The 20915-nt window shown below is 60.3% G+C and carries 18 protein-coding genes and 1 pseudogene; 13 read left to right on the plus strand and 6 right to left on the minus strand.

Annotated elements, in window-relative coordinates; genetic code table 11:
• The first annotated feature begins 36 nt into the window (after positions 1–36).
• On the plus strand, positions 37–1329 hold the full coding sequence (gene cytX, locus CKW15_RS17475; RefSeq protein WP_095152493.1) for a putative hydroxymethylpyrimidine transporter CytX: 1293 nt from the start codon (positions 37–39) through the stop codon (positions 1327–1329).
• Here the strand turns inward: cytX and CKW15_RS17480 are convergent.
• Positions 1298–2044: an RsiV family protein gene (locus CKW15_RS17480; protein WP_095056395.1), complete on the minus strand. Its 747-nt coding sequence runs from the start codon at positions 2042–2044 to the stop codon at positions 1298–1300. The genes cytX and CKW15_RS17480 overlap by 32 nt on opposite strands.
• 223 nt (positions 2045–2267) lie before the next feature.
• Here CKW15_RS17480 and CKW15_RS17485 point away from each other — a divergent pair, with 223 nt between their 5' ends.
• From CKW15_RS17485 to CKW15_RS17525, 9 genes are all read left to right on the plus strand, one after another.
• Positions 2268–2885 (plus strand): NUDIX domain-containing protein, encoded by a 618-nt coding sequence (locus CKW15_RS17485; RefSeq protein WP_095056394.1) that lies wholly within the window; start codon positions 2268–2270, stop codon positions 2883–2885.
• A complete protein-coding gene (locus CKW15_RS17490) occupies positions 2876–3328 on the plus strand; it encodes a DUF1249 domain-containing protein (RefSeq protein WP_045061863.1) in 453 nt (150 codons plus the stop codon). The genes CKW15_RS17485 and CKW15_RS17490 overlap by 10 nt, the downstream gene beginning before the upstream one ends.
• Positions 3329–3440: 112 nt before the next feature.
• A complete protein-coding gene (gene cpdA, locus CKW15_RS17495) occupies positions 3441–4256 on the plus strand; it encodes a 3',5'-cyclic-AMP phosphodiesterase (protein ID WP_095152494.1) in 816 nt (271 codons plus the stop codon).
• A 146-nt stretch (positions 4257–4402) separates the two neighbouring features.
• Positions 4403–5011, plus strand: coding sequence for a YqiA/YcfP family alpha/beta fold hydrolase (locus tag CKW15_RS17500; RefSeq protein WP_095152495.1), 609 nt, complete (start codon positions 4403–4405; stop codon positions 5009–5011).
• Positions 5012–5067: 56 nt separating this feature from the next.
• A complete protein-coding gene (parE, locus tag CKW15_RS17505) occupies positions 5068–6972 on the plus strand; it encodes a DNA topoisomerase IV subunit B (protein WP_095152496.1) in 1905 nt (634 codons plus the stop codon).
• Positions 6972–7961: an esterase-like activity of phytase family protein gene (locus CKW15_RS17510; RefSeq protein ID WP_095152497.1), complete on the plus strand. Its 990-nt coding sequence runs from the start codon at positions 6972–6974 to the stop codon at positions 7959–7961. The genes parE and CKW15_RS17510 overlap by 1 nt, the downstream gene beginning before the upstream one ends.
• Positions 7958–8482 (plus strand): TIGR02281 family clan AA aspartic protease, encoded by a 525-nt coding sequence (locus CKW15_RS17515; protein WP_095056389.1) that lies wholly within the window; start codon positions 7958–7960, stop codon positions 8480–8482. The genes CKW15_RS17510 and CKW15_RS17515 overlap by 4 nt, the downstream gene beginning before the upstream one ends.
• A gap of 7 nt (positions 8483–8489) precedes the next feature.
• Entirely contained in the window at positions 8490–10757 is a 2268-nt protein-coding gene (gene parC / locus CKW15_RS17520) for a DNA topoisomerase IV subunit A (protein WP_095056388.1), read from the plus strand.
• A gap of 176 nt (positions 10758–10933) precedes the next feature.
• Complete coding sequence (locus CKW15_RS17525) at positions 10934–11647, plus strand: membrane integrity-associated transporter subunit PqiC (RefSeq protein WP_095056387.1); 714 nt, start codon at positions 10934–10936, stop codon at positions 11645–11647.
• A 248-nt stretch (positions 11648–11895) separates the two neighbouring features.
• Here the strand turns inward: CKW15_RS17525 and CKW15_RS17530 are convergent, their stop codons facing one another.
• Positions 11896–13410 carry an AhpA/YtjB family protein gene (locus CKW15_RS17530; RefSeq protein WP_095152498.1) on the minus strand — a complete coding sequence of 505 codons (1515 nt, stop codon included), beginning with the start codon at positions 13408–13410 and terminating at the stop codon, positions 11896–11898.
• A gap of 134 nt (positions 13411–13544) precedes the next feature.
• On the opposite strand from CKW15_RS17530, the gene serB reads away from it, so the two are divergent.
• The gene (gene serB / locus CKW15_RS17535; RefSeq protein WP_095056385.1) at positions 13545–14759 is read left to right on the plus strand and encodes a phosphoserine phosphatase SerB; all 1215 of its coding nucleotides are present in this window, start codon (positions 13545–13547) and stop codon (positions 14757–14759) included.
• 95 nt (positions 14760–14854) lie between these two features.
• Here the strand turns inward: serB and asd are convergent, their stop codons facing one another.
• From asd to CKW15_RS17550, 3 genes are read right to left on the minus strand one after another with little or no spacing between them, the layout of a single operon-like run.
• On the minus strand, positions 14855–15715 hold the full coding sequence (gene asd / locus CKW15_RS17540; RefSeq protein ID WP_095056384.1) for an archaetidylserine decarboxylase: 861 nt from the start codon (positions 15713–15715) through the stop codon (positions 14855–14857).
• An 18-nt stretch (positions 15716–15733) separates the two neighbouring features.
• Positions 15734–16549, minus strand: coding sequence for a rhodanese-like domain-containing protein (locus CKW15_RS17545; RefSeq protein ID WP_095152499.1), 816 nt, complete (start codon positions 16547–16549; stop codon positions 15734–15736).
• Positions 16550–16590: 41 nt separating this feature from the next.
• Positions 16591–18129 (minus strand): HDOD domain-containing protein, encoded by a 1539-nt coding sequence (locus CKW15_RS17550; RefSeq protein WP_095152500.1) that lies wholly within the window; start codon positions 18127–18129, stop codon positions 16591–16593.
• Between the two features lie 165 nt (positions 18130–18294).
• Here CKW15_RS17550 and motA point away from each other — a divergent pair, with 165 nt between their 5' ends.
• Together motA and motB are read left to right on the plus strand one after the other, a co-directional pair.
• Entirely contained in the window at positions 18295–19146 is an 852-nt protein-coding gene (gene motA, locus CKW15_RS17555) for a flagellar motor stator protein MotA (RefSeq protein ID WP_095056381.1), read from the plus strand.
• A 162-nt stretch (positions 19147–19308) separates the two neighbouring features.
• Positions 19309–20337, plus strand: coding sequence for a flagellar motor protein MotB (gene motB / locus CKW15_RS17565; protein WP_095152501.1), 1029 nt, complete (start codon positions 19309–19311; stop codon positions 20335–20337).
• A 221-nt stretch (positions 20338–20558) separates the two neighbouring features.
• Here the strand turns inward: motB and CKW15_RS29110 are convergent.
• A pseudogene (locus tag CKW15_RS29110) lies at positions 20559–20804 on the minus strand (molecular chaperone Tir); the annotation flags it as partial.
• Between the last annotated feature and the right edge of the window lie 111 nt (positions 20805–20915).

The raw sequence follows: 20915 nt of genomic DNA on the forward strand, positions 1-20915 counted from the left end.
GACCACAACAACAAATGTCCCTCTGAGATAACACCCTTGAGCATTCAACCCAGCACTTACTCCCCCGATATCGCGGTGCCGAGCGACAAACGCGTCTTCGGCGGGCGCGATCTGTTTTCCCTGTGGTTCTCCCTCGGCATCGGCCTGATGGTCCTGCAGACCGGCGCATTGCTCGCGCCGGGCCTTGGCCTGTCCGGCTCGTTGCTGGCAATTTTCCTCGGCACGCTGGTTGGCGTTCTGCTGTTGGCCGCGGTTGGCGTGATCGGCAGCGACACAGGCCTGTCGTCGATGGCGGCGCTCAAACTCAGCCTCGGGACCAAAGGTGCGAGCCTGCCGGCGGTGCTGAACCTGCTGCAACTGATCGGTTGGGGCTCGTTCGAAATCATCGTCATGCGCGATGCGGCCAGCCTGCTGGGTGCAAAGGCGTTCAGCGACGGTAGCTTGCTGTCTAATCCGATCATGTGGACGCTGTTCTTCGGTGCGCTGGCGACTCTGTTGGCGGTGAGCGGTCCGTTGACGTTCGTGCGCCAGATCCTGCGTAAATGGGGCATCTGGCTGCTGCTGGCCGCGTGTGTCTGGCTGACCTGGAACCTGTTCGCCAAGGCCGATCTGGCCACGTTGTGGGCTCAGGCCGGTGATGGTTCGATGCCGTTCGCCGTGGGCTTCGACATCGCGATTGCCATGCCGCTGTCGTGGTTGCCATTGATTGCCGACTACTCGCGTTTCGGCAAACGGGCGAAAAACGTCTTCGGCGGCACGGCCATCGGCTTCTTTATCGGGAATTTCTGGCTGATGAGCCTGGGCGTGGCCTACACCCTGGCGTTTGCGCCGAGTGGTGAAGTCAATGCGTTGCTGTTGGCGCTGGCGGGTGCCGGCCTGGGGATTCCGTTGCTGCTGATTCTGCTGGATGAGTCGGAAAACGCCTTTGCCGATATTCATTCGGCGGCGGTGTCGAGCGGGATTCTGTTGCGCTTGAAAGTCGAGCACCTGGCGTTGGTCATCGGTGTGATCTGCACCTTGATCGCCTTGCTGGCGCCATTGGCCCAGTACCAGAACTTCCTGCTGTTGATCGGTTCGGTGTTTGCGCCGTTGTTCGGCGTGGTGCTGGTGGATCACTTCATCCTGCGCAAACGCAGTGGCCAGGTGGCGTCAGCCGCGTTGCGCTGGCCGGCGCTGCTCGCCTGGCTGGGCGGGGTCAGCACCTATCATCTGCTGGCCAACCTGTATCCGGACGTCGGCGCAACCCTGCCGGCGTTGGTCCTGGCAGGGTTGCTGCAACTCGTGCTGGGCCGGGCCTTCAGTTACGGCCGGGAAACAGCTCGGGCTTGATGATGCCGTTGAGGCGAGGGTAGGGGATCTTCAGTTCGACATGGCCCAGCGCGTAAGGCGCGATGCTGCTGGTTTCGTACTTGAGGATCACCCCGCCATAGGTCAGCGCCACGTTCTGGGTTTTCTGGAACGGCCAGCTCTTCACGAACTCCGGTTCCTGATCGAGCTTGGTGCTGATCAACCAGCTGTTGTGCGCGACCTGCGCCGCTTTCCAGAACGCGTCTTCCTGACCCGGAACCAGCATGTCCGACAGCGTCAGCACTTTCTGCTGCTGGCGTGAATAGTTGATGAAGCCGCGACCCGGCGTGCCATGGGCACCGCCTGTGTCCAGGTAGCTGGACAATTCGATGATCACCAAGCCGTCATGCTGCTCACGTACTTTCGCTTGCAGGTAGATGCTGTTGCGCGGACCGGCGGTGCGCAAAAACTGTTCGCGATAGGCCGCCAGCGTCGGTGCTACCGGCGCGTCGGGCGAGGTGCGGGTCATCTGCAACAGGCGCTTTTCGACGATGCCGTCCAGCGCAGGCTCGTCCGGAAAGTGCAGGGTGTCGATGTTGACCAGCGGGCAATCCGCGTTGGCGCAACCCGGTTGCAGTTGTTCCGACGCGTCGCGGGTAGTTTCCAGCGGCGCCCGGTAGTTGGGTTGGAACAGGCTCTGGCAGGCGCCCAGGGTCAGGGCGATGGCGGCCACGGAGGCAGTTTTGAAAAGCGACATGGACGTCCTTTCTGAAACAAGGGAAGACAAAAAGTTACCGCTTCGACTCTAAACGAAGCAGTCAGTTCGCCACTAAGCTAATTAGAGTGGGTTTCTCCCTCACCGTCCATCCCGATGACGGTAAAGGGGCTGCATCAAACGTCACGGGCGCGTTAGGATGGCGCGAAGTCGAGGCTCCAGGAAAAAAAGGAACCTCGTATAGGATTGCAGCAAGAGGATAGTCATGACCGATTTCACCACCGCCATTCCGACCGCCGTAGAGATCGTTCGGCGCGAAAAGTGCTTCGAGGGCTTCTACAAACTCGACCGCGTGCACTTGCGCCACGAATTGTTCGCCGGGGGCATGAGTCGGGAAATCAATCGTGAATTGTTCGTACGCCACGATGCGGTGTGCATGCTGCCGTACGATCCACAGCGTGACGAAGTGGTGTTGATCGAGCAGTTCCGCGTCGGCGCCCTGGGCAAGACCGAAAACCCTTGGCTGATCGAATTGGTCGCTGGTCTGATCGACAAGGATGAACAACCGGAAGAAGTTGCTCACCGCGAAGCGCAGGAGGAAGCTGGGCTTGAAATCGGGGCGCTCTGGCCGATGACCAAATACTTTCCATCGCCGGGCGGCAGCAACGAATTCGTGCATCTATACCTGGGGCGTTGCGACACCACCGGCGTTGGCGGCCTGCATGGGCTGGAGGAAGAGGCAGAAGATATCCGCGTCACGGTCTGGGCCTTCGAAGATGCTCTGCAAGCCGTACGCGACGGACGTATTGCCAACGCGGCCACCATCATTGCCTTGCAATGGCTGGCTTTGAACCGCGTTGAAGTGAGGGGGTTATGGTCGTAAACAAGCTGCGCGATCGCTATCGGGTAGACCTGGCAGGGCTGCAAGCGTCCTGCGAGGCCAACTATGCACGCCTGATGCGACTGCTGCCGGACATGCGCAGCGAGCCGGCCGCCAGGCGCATCGCCGTGACCCATGGCGACCAGATGCTTGGCGTCCTGGCGCTGGAAGTGCTGCAGGTCTGTCCCTACACCACCACCTTGCAAGTGCGGCAGGAGCACAGTCTGCCGTGGCTGCCGGTGCCGCAACTGGAAGTGCAGGTCTATCATGATGCCTGCATGGCCGAAGTGGTCAGCGCCGAACATGCACGACGCTTTCGCGGCATCTATCCTTACCCGAACGCCTCGATGCATCAGCCGGACGAAAAGGCCCAGCTGAATATGTTTCTGGGCGAATGGCTGAGCCATTGCCTGGCGCTGGGGCATGAGTACGAAGTGGTACGGTAACTCTGATCAGCAGTTGTGAACTGCGTCAGGTTCACAGATTTCCTCTTTCGATCGTCCCCCAGCATAATTGCGCCACCTATCCATTCCCGTGATCACGTCCTGGGAGATTACCTTGCCGAGCGTATCTACCTTGACCACCGCCGATCCGGCGCTGCTGGTGCAACTCTCCGACAGTCATCTGTTCGCCGAAGCGGACGGGACGTTGTTGGGCATGAACACCCGCGACAGCCTGCAAAAGGTCATTGAGCTGGTGCGCACGCAACAGCCGCGAGTCGATTTGATCATCGCCAGCGGTGATCTGTCCCAGGACGGTACGCTGGAGTCTTACCAGCAGTTTCGCGACATGACGCGCCAGCTCGATACCCCGGCGCGCTGGATCCCCGGCAATCACGATGAGCCGCTGATCATGGCCGAAGCGGCGGTGCAGAGCGCTTTGCTCGAACCGGTGGTGGATATCGGCAACTGGCGCATTACATTGCTCGATTCGGCGGTGCCGGGTTCGGTGCCGGGGTATTTGCAGGATGAACAGTTGCAGTTGCTGGCCCGTTCGTTGAGCGAAGCGCCCGAGCGTCATCATCTGGTGTGTTTCCATCATCATCCGGTGTCCATCGGCTGCGCCTGGATGGAGCCGATAGGCTTGCGCAATCCCGACGCGTTGTTTGCCGTGCTGGACCGTTTTGAGCAGGTGCGTGCCGTGTTGTGGGGGCATGTGCATCAGGAAATCGATCAGTTGCGCAACGGCGTGCGCTTGATCGCCTCGCCGTCGACCTGCATTCAGTTCGAGCCCCGGAGCGAGGATTTCAAAGTCGGGGAGCAGGCGCCGGGTTATCGCTGGCTGCGTTTGCTACCCGATGGGCGGCTGGAAACCGGGGTGGAACGGGTGACCGGGTTCGCATTTACCGTGGATTACGGCTCCAACGGCTACTGACAACGCCATTCCGCCGTAGGAGCTGCCGAAGGCTGCGATCTTTTGATTTCGTTTTATAAATGCAAGATCAAAAGATCGCAGCCTCGTTGCACTCGACAGCTCCTACAGTAAACTCCGCTTCTTTAGCCGACGCTCAGGGAGCTCAAATGTCCGGTTCGATCCTTTATATCCACGGCTTCAACAGCTCGCCATTGTCGAAAAAGGCCTGCCAGTTGATCTCTGTGATGGAGCGTCTGGGCCTGAGCGATCATCTGCGTGTGCCGGCCTTGCATCACCATCCCCGCGAGGCTATTGGCCAGCTGGAACAAGCGATTGCCGAGCTGGGTCGGCCGCTGCTGGTCGGCAGCTCGCTCGGCGGCTACTATGCGACTCACTTGGCCGAACGCCTTGGCCTGAAGGCATTGTTGATCAACCCAGCCGTCAGCCCGCACAAACTGTTCGACGGGTATCTGGGGACGCAGAAAAACCTGTATACCGATGAAGCCTGGGAACTGACCCACGACCACGTGACGGCCCTGGCCGAGCTGGAAGTGCCGGCCCCCCAGGACTCGCAGCGCTATCAGGTATGGTTGCAGACCGCTGACGAAACGCTGGACTATCGCCTCGCCCAGCAGTATTACCGGGCCTGCGCCTTGCGCATCCAGGCCGGTGGCGACCATAGTTTCCAGGGTTTTGCCGCGCAATTGCCGGCCATGTTGAGCTTTGCCGGTATCGGCGCAGATTTGTATCAGGCCATTGATTTCACCACATTGTGATTCATTGCCTTTTTTCGCAGATTTCCTTTTTCACTGAACACTGACGACGAGACCCCATGGCCACTCCCAGCGCTAGCTCTTATAACGCAGACGCCATCGAAGTCCTCTCGGGCCTCGACCCGGTGCGCAAACGCCCCGGCATGTACACCGACACCAGTCGGCCGAACCACCTTGCCCAGGAAGTCATCGACAACAGCGTCGACGAAGCCTTGGCCGGGCATGCCAAATCGGTACAGGTCATTCTGCATGCCGACCACTCCCTGGAAGTCAGCGACGATGGTCGCGGCATGCCGGTGGACATTCACCCCGAAGAAGGTGTTTCGGGCGTAGAGCTGATCCTCACCAAACTCCACGCGGGCGGCAAGTTTTCCAACAAGAACTACCAGTTCTCCGGCGGTTTGCACGGGGTAGGTATTTCGGTGGTCAACGCCTTGTCGACCGAAGTCCGGGTACGCGTCAAGCGTGACGGCAACGAATACCAGATGACCTTTGCCGATGGCTACAAGGCCACCGAGCTGGAAATCGTCGGCACCGTCGGCAAGCGCAACACCGGGACCAGCGTGTTCTTCGCGCCGGACCCGAAATACTTCGATTCACCGAAATTCTCCATCAGTCGCCTCAAGCACGTGCTCAAGGCCAAGGCCGTTCTGTGCCCGGGGTTGCTGGTCAGTTTTGAAGACAAGGCCACCGGCGAGAAAGTCGAATGGCATTACGAAGACGGCCTGCGCTCCTATCTGGTCGACGCGGTCACCGAATTCGAGCGCCTGCCGGACGAACCGTTCTGCGGTGCTTTTGCAGGTAACAAGGAAGCCGTGGACTGGGCGCTGCTGTGGTTGCCGGAAGGCGGCGACGCGGTGCAGGAAAGCTACGTCAACCTGATCCCGACCGCCCAGGGCGGTACTCACGTCAACGGCCTGCGCCAAGGCCTGCTCGACGCCATGCGCGAATTCTGCGAGTTCCGCAGTCTGCTGCCGCGGGGCGTGAAGCTGGCGCCGGAAGACGTCTGGGAGCGCATCGCCTTCGTCCTGTCGATGAAGATGCAGGAACCGCAATTCTCCGGCCAGACCAAAGAGCGCCTGTCGTCCCGTGAAGCGGCGGCGTTCGTCTCCGGTGTGGTCAAGGATGCGTTCAGCCTGTGGCTCAACACCAACCCTGAAACCGGGATGCTCCTGGCGGAACTGGCGATCAACAACGCCGGCCGTCGCCTGAAGGCCAGCAAGAAGGTCGAGCGCAAACGCGTCACCCAAGGGCCGGCGCTGCCGGGCAAACTGGCTGACTGCGCCGGGCAGGACCCGATGCGTTCCGAGCTGTTCCTGGTGGAAGGTGACTCCGCCGGCGGTTCGGCCAAGCAGGCGCGGGACAAAGAGTTTCAGGCGATCCTGCCGTTGCGCGGCAAGATCCTGAACACCTGGGAAGTTGACGGCAGCGAAGTACTGGCCAGCCAGGAAGTGCACAACATCGCCGTGGCCATCGGTGTCGACCCGGGCGCGGCGGACATCAGCCAGCTGCGCTACGGCAAGATCTGCATCCTCGCCGACGCCGACTCCGACGGTCTGCACATCGCCACGTTGCTGTGTGCGTTGTTCGTCCAGCATTTCCGCGCGCTGGTGGATGCCGGTCACGTCTACGTCGCCATGCCGCCGCTGTACCGCATCGACTTGGGCAAAGAGATCTATTACGCCCTCGACGAAGCCGAGCGCGACGGCATCCTCGACCGACTGGTGGCCGAGAAGAAACGCGGCAAGCCGCAGGTCACCCGATTCAAAGGCCTGGGTGAAATGAACCCGCCGCAACTGCGTGAAACCACCATGGATCCAAACACCCGGCGCCTGGTGCAACTGACGCTGGATGATTTCGAAGCGACCTCGGAAATGATGGACATGCTGCTGGCGAAGAAACGCGCCGGCGACCGCAAGAGCTGGCTCGAATCCAAGGGCAACCTCGCCGAGGTGCTGGGCTGATGCGTCTGGGCTTTGCCCTGGCCTGTGCATTGCTGCTGACCTCGAACACGGTGTCTGCCGAGCCGGCACCGGAGTTGCGCCTGTTGTCCGGGCATGTCGTCGATGGCATGCGCGGCGGCAACCTCTCGGGGCTGGCCCGTTGTGGCGATGAATTGTGGACGGTGTCCGATCGCGATGACGATCAGATTTACCGTCTCGATACTCGCGAGAGCGTCTGGAAGGCCGAAGCCGTGGCTATCGATATGCCGACGGTGCCTGAAAGCGGTTTGCCGTGGGGACTGAAGTCCCGCGTCTGGGGAGCGTCGTTCATACGTGGCGGCGATCTGGATTTCGAGGGCATCACGTGCGACAGCGTGGGCAATCGCTACGTGGTCAGCGAAGGTCATGCCGCGGTGCTGCAAATACCGCTCGTCGGGCCTGCAACCTGGTTGAAGATTTCGCCTCTGATGGTGCGCGAAGCGCGGGCCAGTGGTCTGTTACTGAACTTTAATGCCTTGTTCGAAGGGATTGCGATCAATCCGGCCGGTGATCAATTGTGGCTGGCGGCCGAGCGCGAACGCCGCGGTTTGTTGCTGATCAAGCGTCAGCAAACGGTCTGGGACTGCGATGGGGGCTGCGTGCTGTTGAGTGAAGGCGGTGTGGAAATGCAGCCGGAGCAATTCCCAAACGCCAGAGCGGTTTCCCGGGATTTTGCCGATGTTTCGCTGTTCAACGGCAAACTGTTCACGCTTGAGCGCAATGCCTACCAGATCTGTCGCCGTGATGCGCAGACGGCCAAGGTCGAGCGCTGCTGGTCGTACGCCGCCGAGTTACTGCGCAAAGAACGCCGTTACCCACAGAACTATGGACTTGAAGAGGGGCTGATCGTGGAGGCCGATGGCGCCTGGATCGGTGTCGATAACAACAATGGTGACCGCGCCGATGGCGAGGGACGGCCGGTCGTCTGGCGCTTTGCCGCGCCGGACGGTGGCTGGAGCGCCAAGCCATGAGTCAGCAAACGCCGGGGCGGCGCGCCGGTCGGGTGTTGATGATTTTGGCGTGGTGCGCTGGGTTGTTTCTGGCCACGCGATTTTTCGGCCAGTGGGAAGCGCGTCAGCAAAACCCGAACGTGGTGGTCAGCTCGGAGCAGGGCGCGGGTTTCGTAGAAGTGAAACTGGTCAGCAACGTGCAGGGGCATTTCGTCGCCAGCGGCCAGATCAACGGCCAGCCAGTGGAGTTCATGCTCGACACCGGCGCGACCGATGTGTCGATTCCGGCGGACCTGGCCAAACGATTGAAGCTGGAAGAAGGTTTTGGGGTAACCCTGAGCACGGCCAATGGCCTGAGCCAGGGCTATCGCACCCGTATCGAACGCCTGCAACTGGGTGACATTGTGCTGCGCGATGTGCGCGCACTGGTGGCGCCGGGGCTGCATGGCGATCAGGTGTTGCTCGGCATGAGCGCACTGAACAAACTTGAATTTACCCAGCGCGGTGGCACCATGCTGTTGCGCCAGACAACGAACCGATGAGGCCCGCATGAGCGACTCCCTTGATCTCAGCCTGGACGGTGTAGAACGCCGGTCACTGGCTGACTTCACCGAAAATGCCTACCTCAACTACTCCATGTACGTGATCATGGACCGAGCCTTGCCGCATATCGGCGACGGCCTGAAACCGGTACAGCGCCGCATCATTTATGCGATGAGCGAGTTGGGGCTGGACGCTGATTCCAAGCACAAAAAATCGGCGCGTACCGTCGGTGACGTGCTCGGCAAGTTTCACCCCCACGGCGACTCGGCCTGCTACGAAGCGATGGTGCTGATGGCCCAGCCGTTCAGCTACCGCTACACGCTGGTCGACGGCCAGGGTAACTGGGGTGCGCCGGACGATCCCAAGTCTTTCGCCGCCATGCGTTACACCGAAGCGCGGCTGTCGCGCTATTCCGAAGTGCTGCTCAGCGAGTTGGGCCAGGGCACGGCGGACTGGGGGCCGAACTTCGACGGTACGCTCGACGAGCCATTGGTGTTGCCGGCACGTTTGCCGAATATCCTGCTCAACGGCACCACCGGTATCGCCGTGGGCATGGCCACCGACGTGCCGCCACACAACCTGCGCGAAGTCGCCACGGCGTGCGTGCGTTTGCTCGATGAGCCAAAAGCCACGGTCGAACAGCTCTGTGAACACATTCAGGGCCCGGATTACCCGACCGAAGCGGAAATCATCACCCCGCGCGCCGATCTGCTGAAAATGTATGAAACCGGCAAGGGCTCGGTGCGCATGCGCGCCGTGTATCACATCGAAGACGGCGACATCATCGTTACCGCGCTACCGCATCAGGTTTCGGGCGCCAAGGTGCTGGAACAGATCGCGGCAATGATGCAGGCCAAGCCGTCCAAGGCCCCGCAAATCGCCGACCTGCGCGACGAATCCGACCACGAGAACCCATGCCGGATCGTGATCATTCCGGGCGCCCGCAAGAATTTTGACCACGACGCGCTGATGCAGCACCTGTTCGCCAGCACCGAGCTGGAGTCGAGCTACCGGGTCAACGTCAACATCATCGGCCTGGATGGCAAGCCGCAGCTGAAAAACCTGCGTGCGTTGCTGGTCGAATGGCTGGAATTCCGGGTTCAGACCGTTCGTCGTCGCCTGCAATTCCGCCTCGACAAGGTCGAGCGTCGTCTGCACCTGTTGGACGGCTTGTTGATCGCTTACCTCAACCTGGATGAAGTGATTCACATCATTCGTACCGAGGAGCATCCGAAAGCTGCGCTGATCGCGCGTTTCGCCCTGAGCGAAATCCAGGCCGACTACATCCTCGACACCCGTCTGCGTCAGTTGGCGCGACTGGAAGAAATGAAGCTGCGCGCCGAACAGGATGAACTGCTCAAGGAACAAGCCAAGCTGCAAGCCCTGCTGAGCAGCGAAGCCAAACTGAAGAAACTGGTGCGTAGCGAGCTGATCAAGGACGCTGAAACCTACGGCGATGACCGTCGTTCGCCTATCGTCGAGCGTACAGAGGCCAAGGCCCTGACCGAGCACGATCTGCTGCCGAACGAAAAAGTCACCGTCGTGCTGTCGGAAAAAGGCTGGATTCGCTCTGCCAAAGGGCATGAAATCGACGCCACCGGGCTTTCCTACAAGGCAGGGGACGGCTTCAAGGCCCTGGCGGCCGGGCGTTCCAACCAGTTTGCGGTGTTTATCGACTCCACCGGGCGCAGTTATTCGGTGGCCGCGCACACCTTGCCGTCGGCCCGTGGCCAGGGCGAACCGCTGACCGGTCGCTTGACGCCGCCGCCAGGTGCGACGTTCGAGTGCGTGTTGATGCCCGAGGACGATGCGCTGTACGTGATCGCATCCGACGCCGGTTACGGTTTCGTGGTCAAGGGTGAAGACCTGCAAGCCAAGAACAAGGCGGGCAAGGCGCTGTTGAGCCTGCCGAACAACGCCAAAGTGATCCTGCCGCGTCCGGTGGCCGACCGCGAGCAGAACTGGCTCGCCTCGGTGACGACCGAAGGTCGCCTGCTGATCTTCAAGATCAGCGACCTGCCACAATTAGGTAAGGGCAAAGGCAACAAGATCATCGGGATTTCCGGTGAGCGCGTGGCCAGTCGCGAAGAGTATGTGACGGACATCGCCGTGATCCCGGACGGTGCAACGCTGGTGTTGCAGGCCGGGAAACGTACCTTGTCCTTGAAGGCGGACGACCTCGAACACTACAAAGGTGAGCGTGGGCGTCGGGGTAACAAGCTGCCGCGGGGCTTCCAGAGGGTAGATGCGCTGCTCGTCGAAAACCTCAATTAAGCGTCCTAGAGCGCCAGGTCTACGATTTAACGCGTAGATCGGCGCTTTCGCGCTGGAGTCGGAGCGCATATTCACGGATGATATGCCCTTTCAAGCGCCGGCGTGGCCGCGCGTTCTTCATATTTATTGAGTATTTTCACTGTGATCAGCCTTGTGGCGATCACCTGGATGGGACGATGACTGCTCTGCGCCTTCCTTTTTTTCTGATGCTCGCCGGCTTTTTTGGCCTGACGGGCTGCAGCGTTCACCAGCCGGTGTCGCTGTATCAACTGGACAGCGGAAGTCCGGTTCAGCCTGCGCAAAGCGCAGGCATGGCTGTTTTGTTGGGCCCGGTCACCGTGGCCGACTATCTGCAACGCGAAACCCTGTTGCAGCGTCAGCCAGATGGCAGCCTGCAAGCCGCGACCGACGGTCGTTGGGCGGGCAGCCTGTCTTCGGACATTGATCAGCTGTTGTTGCGTCGGGTCGCCGGTAATCTGGACAGCCAACGCGTGGTGTTGGCCCCGGCAACCGCTGGCTTCACCCCGGATGTTCAAGTATTGCTGACCATCACGCGCCTGGACTCGGGTGAAAAGCAGCCGGCGATCCTTGATGCGCAATGGCGCCTGATCGACCGACGTGGACAGGTGCGTGACAACCGCATCATTCATCTGCAGGAACAGCACGCCGGTACCACGGCCGCACAGGTTCACGCTCAGGGTGTGTTGTTGCAGAAACTGGCCGAACAGCTGTCGACGGCGCTCAAGCCGCTGGCCAACCAGCCACCGATCGCCGAAGCGCCGCGTAAAGCAGCCGCCAAGCCTGCTACGCCAGCAGCAGGGCAGGAAAAACAGCCGAAAATCCCGATGGCTTCGCCGATCCGGACCGATATGGAAGTGTTCCGCTTCTAAGACTGGATCGAGTCAAACCAAAGCCCGCCTTGTGCGGGCTTTGTTGTTTCTGCGGGATGGAGCGCTCTAGTGCCTGTCCTGGCCTCATCGCTGGCAAGCCAGCTCCTACGAGGAATGCGTACACCTGCAGGAGCTGGCTTGCCAGCGATGAGGCCGGCACAGGCAACAAAAAAGCCCGCAGGTGATCGCTCATCTGCGGGCTTCAATGTTTAAAAGGCTAAATCGCAGCCTTCGGCAGCTCCTGCGGCTTACGCCCGACGCTCATGCATCCGCGCCAGTTGCCGCTCCAGCATCGACGGATAAGGCTCCATCAAGCGCTCCACGCAGCAGGCGCCCTCAGGGCTGGCAATCGGGCGGATCCGTGCACGCTGGCGGATCAGCGCGTCATCACTGATCTTGCGCTCAACCAGCAACAGGTTGCGGCTGTGCTGAGACAGGGCCAGTGCGTCCTGAGCGGGGTCGGTCAGCAGCAGGTCGATCTGGCTCAGGCCGAACAGTTCGTCGCCGAGGGTCAAGCCCAGCTGCAATTGCAGGGTGATGCCGCTGTCGGCGACTTCGATCTGCAACTGATGGCCCAGTGCGCGCAATAGCTCGCCGCAGCAGATCGCGTTGGTCAGGTAGTCGTCGCCGCTGTCTTCGGTGTGGAACAGCATCAAGGTGCTGCCGTCGTTCAAGGTCTGCACTTCGCCTTGATACAGCGAAGCGGCCTGGTCCAGGCAGTCACGGTAGCGTTTGAGCAGTTCTTCCAGTCGAGTGCGCGGCAAGCGTCGCAGTTGTTCCTGGGAGCCCAGTTGCACGGCCAGTACGGCGCTGTGCTGCGGCACGTTGGATGCCGCGGGTTTGGCGACAGGTTTTGCTGCGCTGTCTGGCGAATCATCGAGCAAGTCGGCAAAGGCATCGTCGTCATCGTCTTCAACGGTGCTGACAACGCGTCGTGGCGCAGCCTTCATCGCGGCCATCGGACGGCTTTCATCGAAGCTCGGATCGCGCAGGTTACGCACTTCGAACTCGGGCTCGGCATCGTCGTAATCGCCGTCATCAAGCTCGGGTTCAGGTTCCGGCTCGGCGGGTTCCGGTGCGAAACTGGCGTGCAGCTGGCGCGCCAGGTCACCGATCTCGTCATTACGTTCGGTGGCCGGGGTGTGTTCATCGATATTGCGCAGCCATACCCGCAGTTGCAGCAGCGGCGTGGAGAGGTAGCGGCCCATGCGCAGGCTCAAGGCCAGGGACAAGGCCAGCAGGATCGCGCTCAGAATGCCCATGCTTTGCAGGCTGATGGTCATCGGCTGCTGGAACTGATCCATGTCCAGGCTGATGCGCAGTTGCCCGGCGGTCACGTCCTGGAAGGTGATCTTGCTCTGGTAGATGCCCTCGGCTTCGCCCAGCAGGCCATGTTTTGGACGCTGACCGGCTTCGGCGAGGATGCGGTTATCCATGCTGTAGATGGCAGCGTGGGCCACCAGCTTGTTCTTGGTCAGGTTGTTGAGCAGCACGTTGAGGCTGAGGATGTCATTGGACACCAACAGCTCGGTGGCCGAGGTGGCCGTCTGCGTCGTCAGGCTTTCGCCCAGCGCATCCGCCTGCTCGTGCATGGCCTGCTTGAACTGCAAACCCATCACACCGGCATAGATGACCAGGGCCAGGGCGACCAGGATCACGTTATGGCTGGCAATGCGTAATGCAATCGGTACACGGCGATGGCGCAGTGCCCGGAAGATCAGCAGAAAGAAGTTATCGGTTTTTACTGGCGTAGGCCGGTTCACTTGAGCTCGGCTCTTTGTCCGTGAAGTTGACGCGCAGTATAGCGACAGGCCCTAGGCCGTCAAAGCGCTCACGGTGCCCGATGGTCACTGAAAGTGGGTAGAATGCGGTTTTTTTCCACCTGCGGGGGTGCGCCTTGCGCGAAATCGTCCTGATAAACATCACGGGAGTCGACCGTCCGGGTCTGACTGCGGCCATTACCGGCGTTCTGGCCCAGGGTGGTGTGAACATTCTCGACATCGGTCAGGCGGTGATCCACGACACCTTGTCGTTCGGCATCCTGGTCGAAATTCCCGACACCGAACAAGGCAAGTCCGTGCTCAAGGACATCCTGTTCAAAGGCTATGAGCTCGACCAACAGGTGCGTTTCACGCCGGTGTCCGAAGAGGATTACCAGCAGTGGGTCGGCAATCAGGGCAAAAAACGCCACATCGTGACCCTGTTGACCCGCAAGGTAACGGCCGGTCAGTTGCAGGCCGTGAGTTCGATCACCGCCAAATATGGCCTGAACATCGACCACATCGATCGTCTGTCCGGGCGCATGCCGCTGGACACGCCGGCCGACAAGGGCAAGGGCTGCATCGAGTTTTCCGTGCGTGGCGAAGCGGCTGACCCGCAGGCGTTGCGGGCCGAATTCCTCAGCGTTGCTCAAGAATTGAACGTCGACATCGCCTTCCAGGAGGATTCGCTGTTCCGTCGTAACCGTCGTCTGGCGGTGTTCGACATGGATTCGACCCTGATCGAAGCCGAAGTCATCGATGAACTGGCCAAAGCGGCAGGTGTCGGCGACAAGGTCTCGGAAATCACCGAACGGGCGATGGCCGGTGAACTGGACTTCCGCGCCAGCTTCAAAGAGCGCCTGGCCTTGCTCAAAGGGCTGGACGTCAATGTGCTCGACTCTATCGGTGCCTCGTTGCGCCTGACCGAAGGTGCCGAAACCCTGTTCGCCGAACTCAAGCGCCTGGGTTACAAAACAGCGATCTTGTCGGGCGGCTTCACCTACTTCGCCAAGCAATTGCAGGCCAAGCTGGGGATCGACTATGTGTTCGCCAACGAACTGGAAGTGGTCGACGGCAAAGTCACCGGTGTCGCCATTGAGCCGATTGTCGATGCGCAGCGTAAAGCTGATTTGCTGAAAGAACTGGCACACAAGGAAGGGTTGCGTCTGGAGCAGACCATTGCGGTCGGTGACGGTGCGAACGATCTGCCGATGCTGGCGATTGCCGGGTTGGGTGTGGCGTTCCGTGCCAAGCCGCTGGTCAAGCAGTCGGCGAAACAGGCGATCTCCACCCTTGGGCTGGATGGCGTGCTGTATCTGCTGGGCTTCCGCGATCGCGACGGCCAGCTGTAACACGTAAATCCACTGTAGGAGCCGGCTTGCTGGCGATGGCGTCCTCAATGGCCCCATCGCCAGCAAGCCGGCTCCTACAGGTTTAGCGCATGGGTTTATGCTTTTGGCGAGCCCATGCCTTGGCCCATCTGCACCGCAGTGCCAGCGGTCATGTCTTCAGCCCACTTCACTTGATCCGGCCCGAACAGTACGACAGCGGTTGAACCCAACTTGAAACGACCCAGCTCTGCACCCTTTTCCAAATGGATCGGCGCGCGGGCGGCTTCGTCGTAGCGGAAGGTTTTCAGCTCGCGCTTCGGCGGCGTCACCAGGCCGGCCCACACGGTTTCGATCGAGGCAACGATCATCGCACCCACCAGCACCACGGCCATCGGCCCGCGCTCGGTGTCGAAAATGCACGCCACGCGCTCGTTGCGGGCGAACAGTTCCGGGACGTTTTCAGCCGTGGTCTGGTTGACCGAGAACAGGCGGCCAGGGATGTAGACCATCTCGCGCAGGGTGCCGGCCAGCGGCATGTGCACGCGATGGTAGTCCTTCGGCGACAGGTAGATAGTCGCGAAATCACCGCCCATGAACGGCGCAGCATTGGCGGTATCGCCACCCAGCAGTTCCAGCACGCTGAAGCTGTGGCCCTTGGCCTGGAACACGCGACCGTGTTCGATCGGGCCCAGTTGGCTGATGGCGCCATCGGCCGGGCTGAGGATTGCGCCCGGTGTTTCGTCCAGTGGGCGCGCACCGTCTTTCAAGGCGCGGGTGAAAAACGCATTGAAGTGCTCGTAGGCAGTCAGGTCTTCGACCAGTGCCTGGGACATGTCCACCTGATAACGCTTGGCGAACCATGCAGTGAAGGCATTTTTGAACCAGCGAACACGGCATTCGGCGATGCAGCCGGCCAGTCGCGAAAGCAAGTTGTGGGGCAGCAGGTACTGACTGAGGATAAACAGACGCTTGTTCATTAACGGTCCTTAAAAATCTTAAATTTCTACCGGGGTGTCGGGGTGGTTGCCCCATTCGCCCCAAGAGCCGGCGTAGCCCTTGACCCGCGGATAACCGAGAGCCTTGGCCACCAGATAGGTGAAGCCAGAACGGTGGTGAGTCTGGCAGTGGGTAATCACTTCTTTGTCTTTGCTGATCCCGAGCTGTTCGAGAATCTGCGGCATGTCGGTGCGGATGCGCAGTTGGCGTGCCTGATCCATGCCGGCGGTCCATTCGAAATTGACCGCGCCGGGGATGTGCCCGCCCTTTGCTGCGAGGACTTTCTCGCCGGAATACTCCAGCGGCCCGCGTGCGTCCCAGATCGCCAGGTCGGTGGCGCCGAGTCGGCTTTGCAGGTATTCGCGGGTAGCGGTGGGTTCGTCGTGCAGGGTCAATGCAACCGGACCGCCAACGGGTGCCGGGACCTGGATCGACATAGGCAAACCTTCTGCCAGCCAGGCAGTCAGGCCACCGTCGACATAGTGGTATTTGCTGTGGCCGATGACATCCAGCAGCCAGATAAACCGCCCGGCCCAACCGCCGCCTTCGTCGTCATAAACAACGTAGACCGCATCGCGATTGTGCCCCAGCTCACCAAACAGGGCTTCCAGCGCCGCGTGCGGTGGCATCAGGCCCGGCGCGGGTGGCTGGCCGAGTTGCGTACGCTTGGGGTCGACAAAGCGCGCACCGGGAATATGCCCTTCGGTGTAGCGCGCACTGCTGGTCAGGTCCACCAGGATCAGTTCGCGGGAGTCGAGGCGAGGGAGCAAGTCGCTCGGTTCGATCACCAGCGGCAAGCCAGAGAAGTCAGACATGTGAGGTCTCCAGAGCACAAAAGGGAGGATTGTAACGCAGCTTATTGGCCACGGTGGCTAAAGCTGTGCAGCGCTTTTTCAATGCATTGCGCGGTTTTGCCGAAGGCCTGGACGGTGGTTTCCGAAAACGGCCCGCCACCCTGGTCTGCCACGACAATCATGATCACCCGACCATTATTGACCAGCGAACGCAGCAGCAAGTGTTCACCGCCGAAATGCGCGCGCAGGTTGCTGGGCAATAAGGCTGAAAATTGTGCATTGTTGACCGGTGTCAGGCGCACTTGGGCCTGCTGTGCGAGCAATCGTTGCAGCAGGTTGCTCTGACTGACCACAAAATTCAGTCCGGCCGCTTCTTTTGGTAAGCCTGCCGTCTGATGGACCCGTAAATTGGCGTGGGTGCGGTCGGCCATCAGGATCATCACCCGACGCATGCCGCAAGCCTGCAGGGCATCCCGTGCGGCGATGGTCAGGTGCATGGCATTGGTAAAGCGACTGGGCTCGACCAGCAGTTCGGCGCATTGTTTGCGCCACTTTGCCAGGTCTTCGGCGCTGGGTGCCGCCGCCGGCAGCAAACCGGCGTGGACACGGTTCGTGCCCCACGGCCAGATCAGCGATTCGGCGGGATGCCAGAGGTCGGGCATCGAGTGATGGCGGGCGCTGTTGGCGGCCTGTTGGTGCAGCTGCTGCTGAACCTCGTCCATCGGCATCTGCAGGTAGAGACTGGTCAGGTATTGCCAGCGTTCACTGTGCGGGCTGTCCCAGGCGTGTTGCGCCGACAGCGCCAGACCATTGGCCAGCAATACGGTGTTGGCCGGCTGATTGAGCCAGCGGCGCAGGGTCGGATCGTCATCGAGGCGGTTTTGCTGGCGCAGTGGATGCTCACTGTCACGGGCGATACGCAGAACTTTCACCAGCTCCCGCTGCTCGGTCAGCAACAGCCGATAGCCCTGCTGGACCCAGATCGGCAGGCGCCAGACTTCGACCAGCGCCTGGCCGATTTCCAGCAGGCGCACGCCAAACAGCTGTTTCTCGACGATAGGTGCCGACTCGCCTTTGTGGATGACCCGCAGCTCCCATTCCTCGAGCAACTTAGGGTGCGTCAGCGCCAGGGGCCACAGCGGCGACAGAAACAGCAGGCTGCCCCAATGAATGTCCTGCCACAGCCGCGCCAGGCGACTGGAAAAAAAACCGTTGGCCTGTTGCGTGGCGTGCTGGCTGATCATCTGCACCTGACGCAAGGCCTTCGGGATCTCGGATGGCGGCAGGGTGGGCAGGCGTTCGAGCAGTTCTTCGGTGCGTTTCAAACCGAGGCGGTTGATGGCGACTTCGAGGTTTTCTGCCGGCTCGGTCATGCTGCCATGGGTATGCCGGTTGGCTTCGCGAATCACGCTCAGGGCCAGGGCCGGGCTGTCCTGCATCAGGTCGGCAATGTCACGCAGCGAACGGCGATCATCGTTGATGGCCCTGCACACAAGGTCATGGCTGGCTTGCGGAACGGGCAGGCGCACACCATCGAGAAGCTTGACCCAGCCTTCAAGTGTCGTCGGTTTTGGTGTTGGAACGTTCGTTTCGTTAGCCATGATTGAAGGCGATCATCGTCAACATTCCCTAAGCCCGGAGTGGGTCAAATTGGCTTTTCGCCTGAACTGGCTATAGTCTGGCGCAGTTTTGCCGATAAGTAGAAGAAGAGATTTTTTAACTTCCGAATATGACCTTGAACCCGACTCAGTAAGTATCTCCTACCTATGGCTAAAATTATCGGCATCATCGTCGTATTCGCGAGCGTGCTCGGCGGATACGTGCTCTCCCACGGCAAGATTGCCGCCCTGATTCAGCCTTTCGAGGTCATGATTATCGGCGGTGCAGCCCTCGGCGCATTTCTGCAAGCCAACCCCGGCTACATGACGATGCACGTGCTCAAGAAGTCCCTGAGCATGTTCAGTTCGCGTTTCACCCACGCCTTCTATCTTGAAGTGCTGGGCCTGATCTACGAGATCCTCAACAAGAGTCGCCGCGAAGGCATGATGGCCATCGAGGGCGACATCGAAGATGCCGCCGCGAGCCCGATCTTCGCCAAGTACCCAACGGTCCTCAAGGACGAGCGCATGACCGCGTTCATCTGCGATTACCTGCGCATCATGTCCTCCGGCAACATGGCGCCCCATGAGCTGGAAGGCCTGTTCGACATGGAGTTGTACAGCCTCAAGGAAGACCTGGAGCACCCGTCCCATGCGGTGAACGGCATCGCCGACGCCATGCCTGGTTTCGGTATCGTTGCGGCGGTACTGGGTATCGTGGTGACCATGGCTTCGCTGGGCGAAGGCGACCAGAAATCCATCGGCCTGCACGTGGGTGCGGCCCTGGTCGGTACCTTCTTCGGTATTCTCGCCGCCTACGGTTTCTTCGGTCCGCTGGCCCATTCCCTGGCCCACGATGCCAAGGAAGAACTGAACGTCTACGAAGCCATCAAGGCCTCGCTGGTGGCTTCGGCTTCCGGCATGCCGCCATCGCTGGCCGTGGAATTCGGGCGCAAGGTGCTGTACCCGGCGCACCGTCCAAGCTTCGCCGAGCTGGAACAAGCGGTTCGCGGTCGATAGTGCTTTGTTTCGCAAATACGTTCCTTTTTTGGCGAGTGACTGTTGTTGCCAGACAAGGCGCCGCGACGAGTCATAGCCCGCTATGGCGAGGAGCGGCAACGCCGTATGGCGACAACAGGCACCGTCAAAAAGGAACAGTATTTGTGAGACAGAGCACTCTGTATGGAAAATAATCAGCCGATAATCATCAAGCGCGTCAAGCGCATCGCCGGCGGGCATCACGGGGGCGCCTGGAAAATCGCCTTCGCCGACTTTGCCACGGCGATGATGGCGTTCTTCCTGGTGTTGTGGCTGCTGTCCACCGCCACGCCGGAACAGAAGATCGCCATCGCCGGTTATTTCAAGGACCCGATCGGCTTTTCCGAAAGCGGTACGCCTTACATTATCGATCTGGGTGGCTCGCCGACCCTGGCGCCGGAAAACACCCTCAACCCCGAGGTGAAGTCCCAACCTCAGCCGGACAAAGTCACCGTCGACGCCGAACAGGTCGAAGGCATGGCCGAAATGGTCGAGAGGGAGCGCCTCGAATTGTTGCTGCAAGAGTTGCAGAACAAGGTCGAGGAGAATCCTCAGCTGCAGAAATTCAAGGACCAGATCCTGTTCGAGATCACCCAGGACGGCCTGCGTATCCAGATCATGGATGCGGAAAATCGTCCGATGTTCGACTCTGGCTCCGCTCGCTTGAAACCGTATTTCGAAGACATCCTGCTGGCCATGGCCGACACCATCAAAGCGGTGCCGAACAAAATCAGTATCAGCGGTCACACCGATGCCAAGCCGTACACCGGGACCGGTGATTTCGGTAACTGGGAACTGTCGGCCAACCGCGCCAACGCCGCACGCCGTGCGCTGGTCGCGGGCAGTTATCCGGATGCGCAAGTGGCGCGGGTGGTCGGTTATGCCTCGTCGGCGTTGTTTGACCGCGAGAATCCGTTCAACCCGGTCAACCGCCGAATCGACATCGTGGTGCTGACCAAGAAAGCCCAGCGTGCCATCGAAGGCTCGCAAGGGACGGAACCGGCACCCAAGGCGCCGCAAGGTTCGGCTGCCCCAGGCGCAGCGCCGGCCACGCCCGTCGACCCGAACGCGTTGCCCGCGGACAAGCAGCCGTTACCGGCTCATGAAGTGCGAGAGCGTCTGAACCTGTTTGATGATCCGGCACCGAAGTCGGGTGAACCGCCCAAGCAGTAGTCCACAAAGAAGCCGACAGCGATGTCGGCTTTTTTGTGCGTTTTGTCCTGGTTTGGAGGTCGCTTCATTGTAGGAGCCGGCTTGCTGGCGATGGATTCAAGTGCGCCAAGTGAATTCAGGCAACACGCGTTACCGTTAACGACCATCGCCAGCAGGCCGGCTCCTACAATGTTGGGCGAGAGTAAATCCAGCCTTTCAAGGCAAGAGGATGGACCTGCACGTCAGAAGCCACGAAAAATTCTGGACTTGAGATCCGTATGGAATCGATCGGCATTCGTCCTGTTGACGCTATACACCGACTCACTGCCGGTCACCGAATCCAGTGACATCGAGCGCTTGAGCGTCGATTCGTTGCGATAAGCATCAATAAAGAACTCGATATCCCTTTCGTTTTTCAGTTTCGGCCATTTGTCCAGGTACAGCGGTAGCTCTGTCGGGCCGGTCTTGTACGAGCCGCTATGCCGATCGCGACTGTGTCGACCAATCCGCCACTAAAAAAGGAAGCGTCCTACATACAAGCTGTTTCGTTAGCGACTTAATTGCCGCCTTTGGGTTTCGCCAGGAGCATGGACGTGCAG

Origin of the sequence: Pseudomonas sp. Irchel s3b5 (genome assembly GCF_900187435.1) — a bacterium.
In the GTDB taxonomy this organism is placed as follows: domain Bacteria; phylum Pseudomonadota; class Gammaproteobacteria; order Pseudomonadales; family Pseudomonadaceae; genus Aquipseudomonas.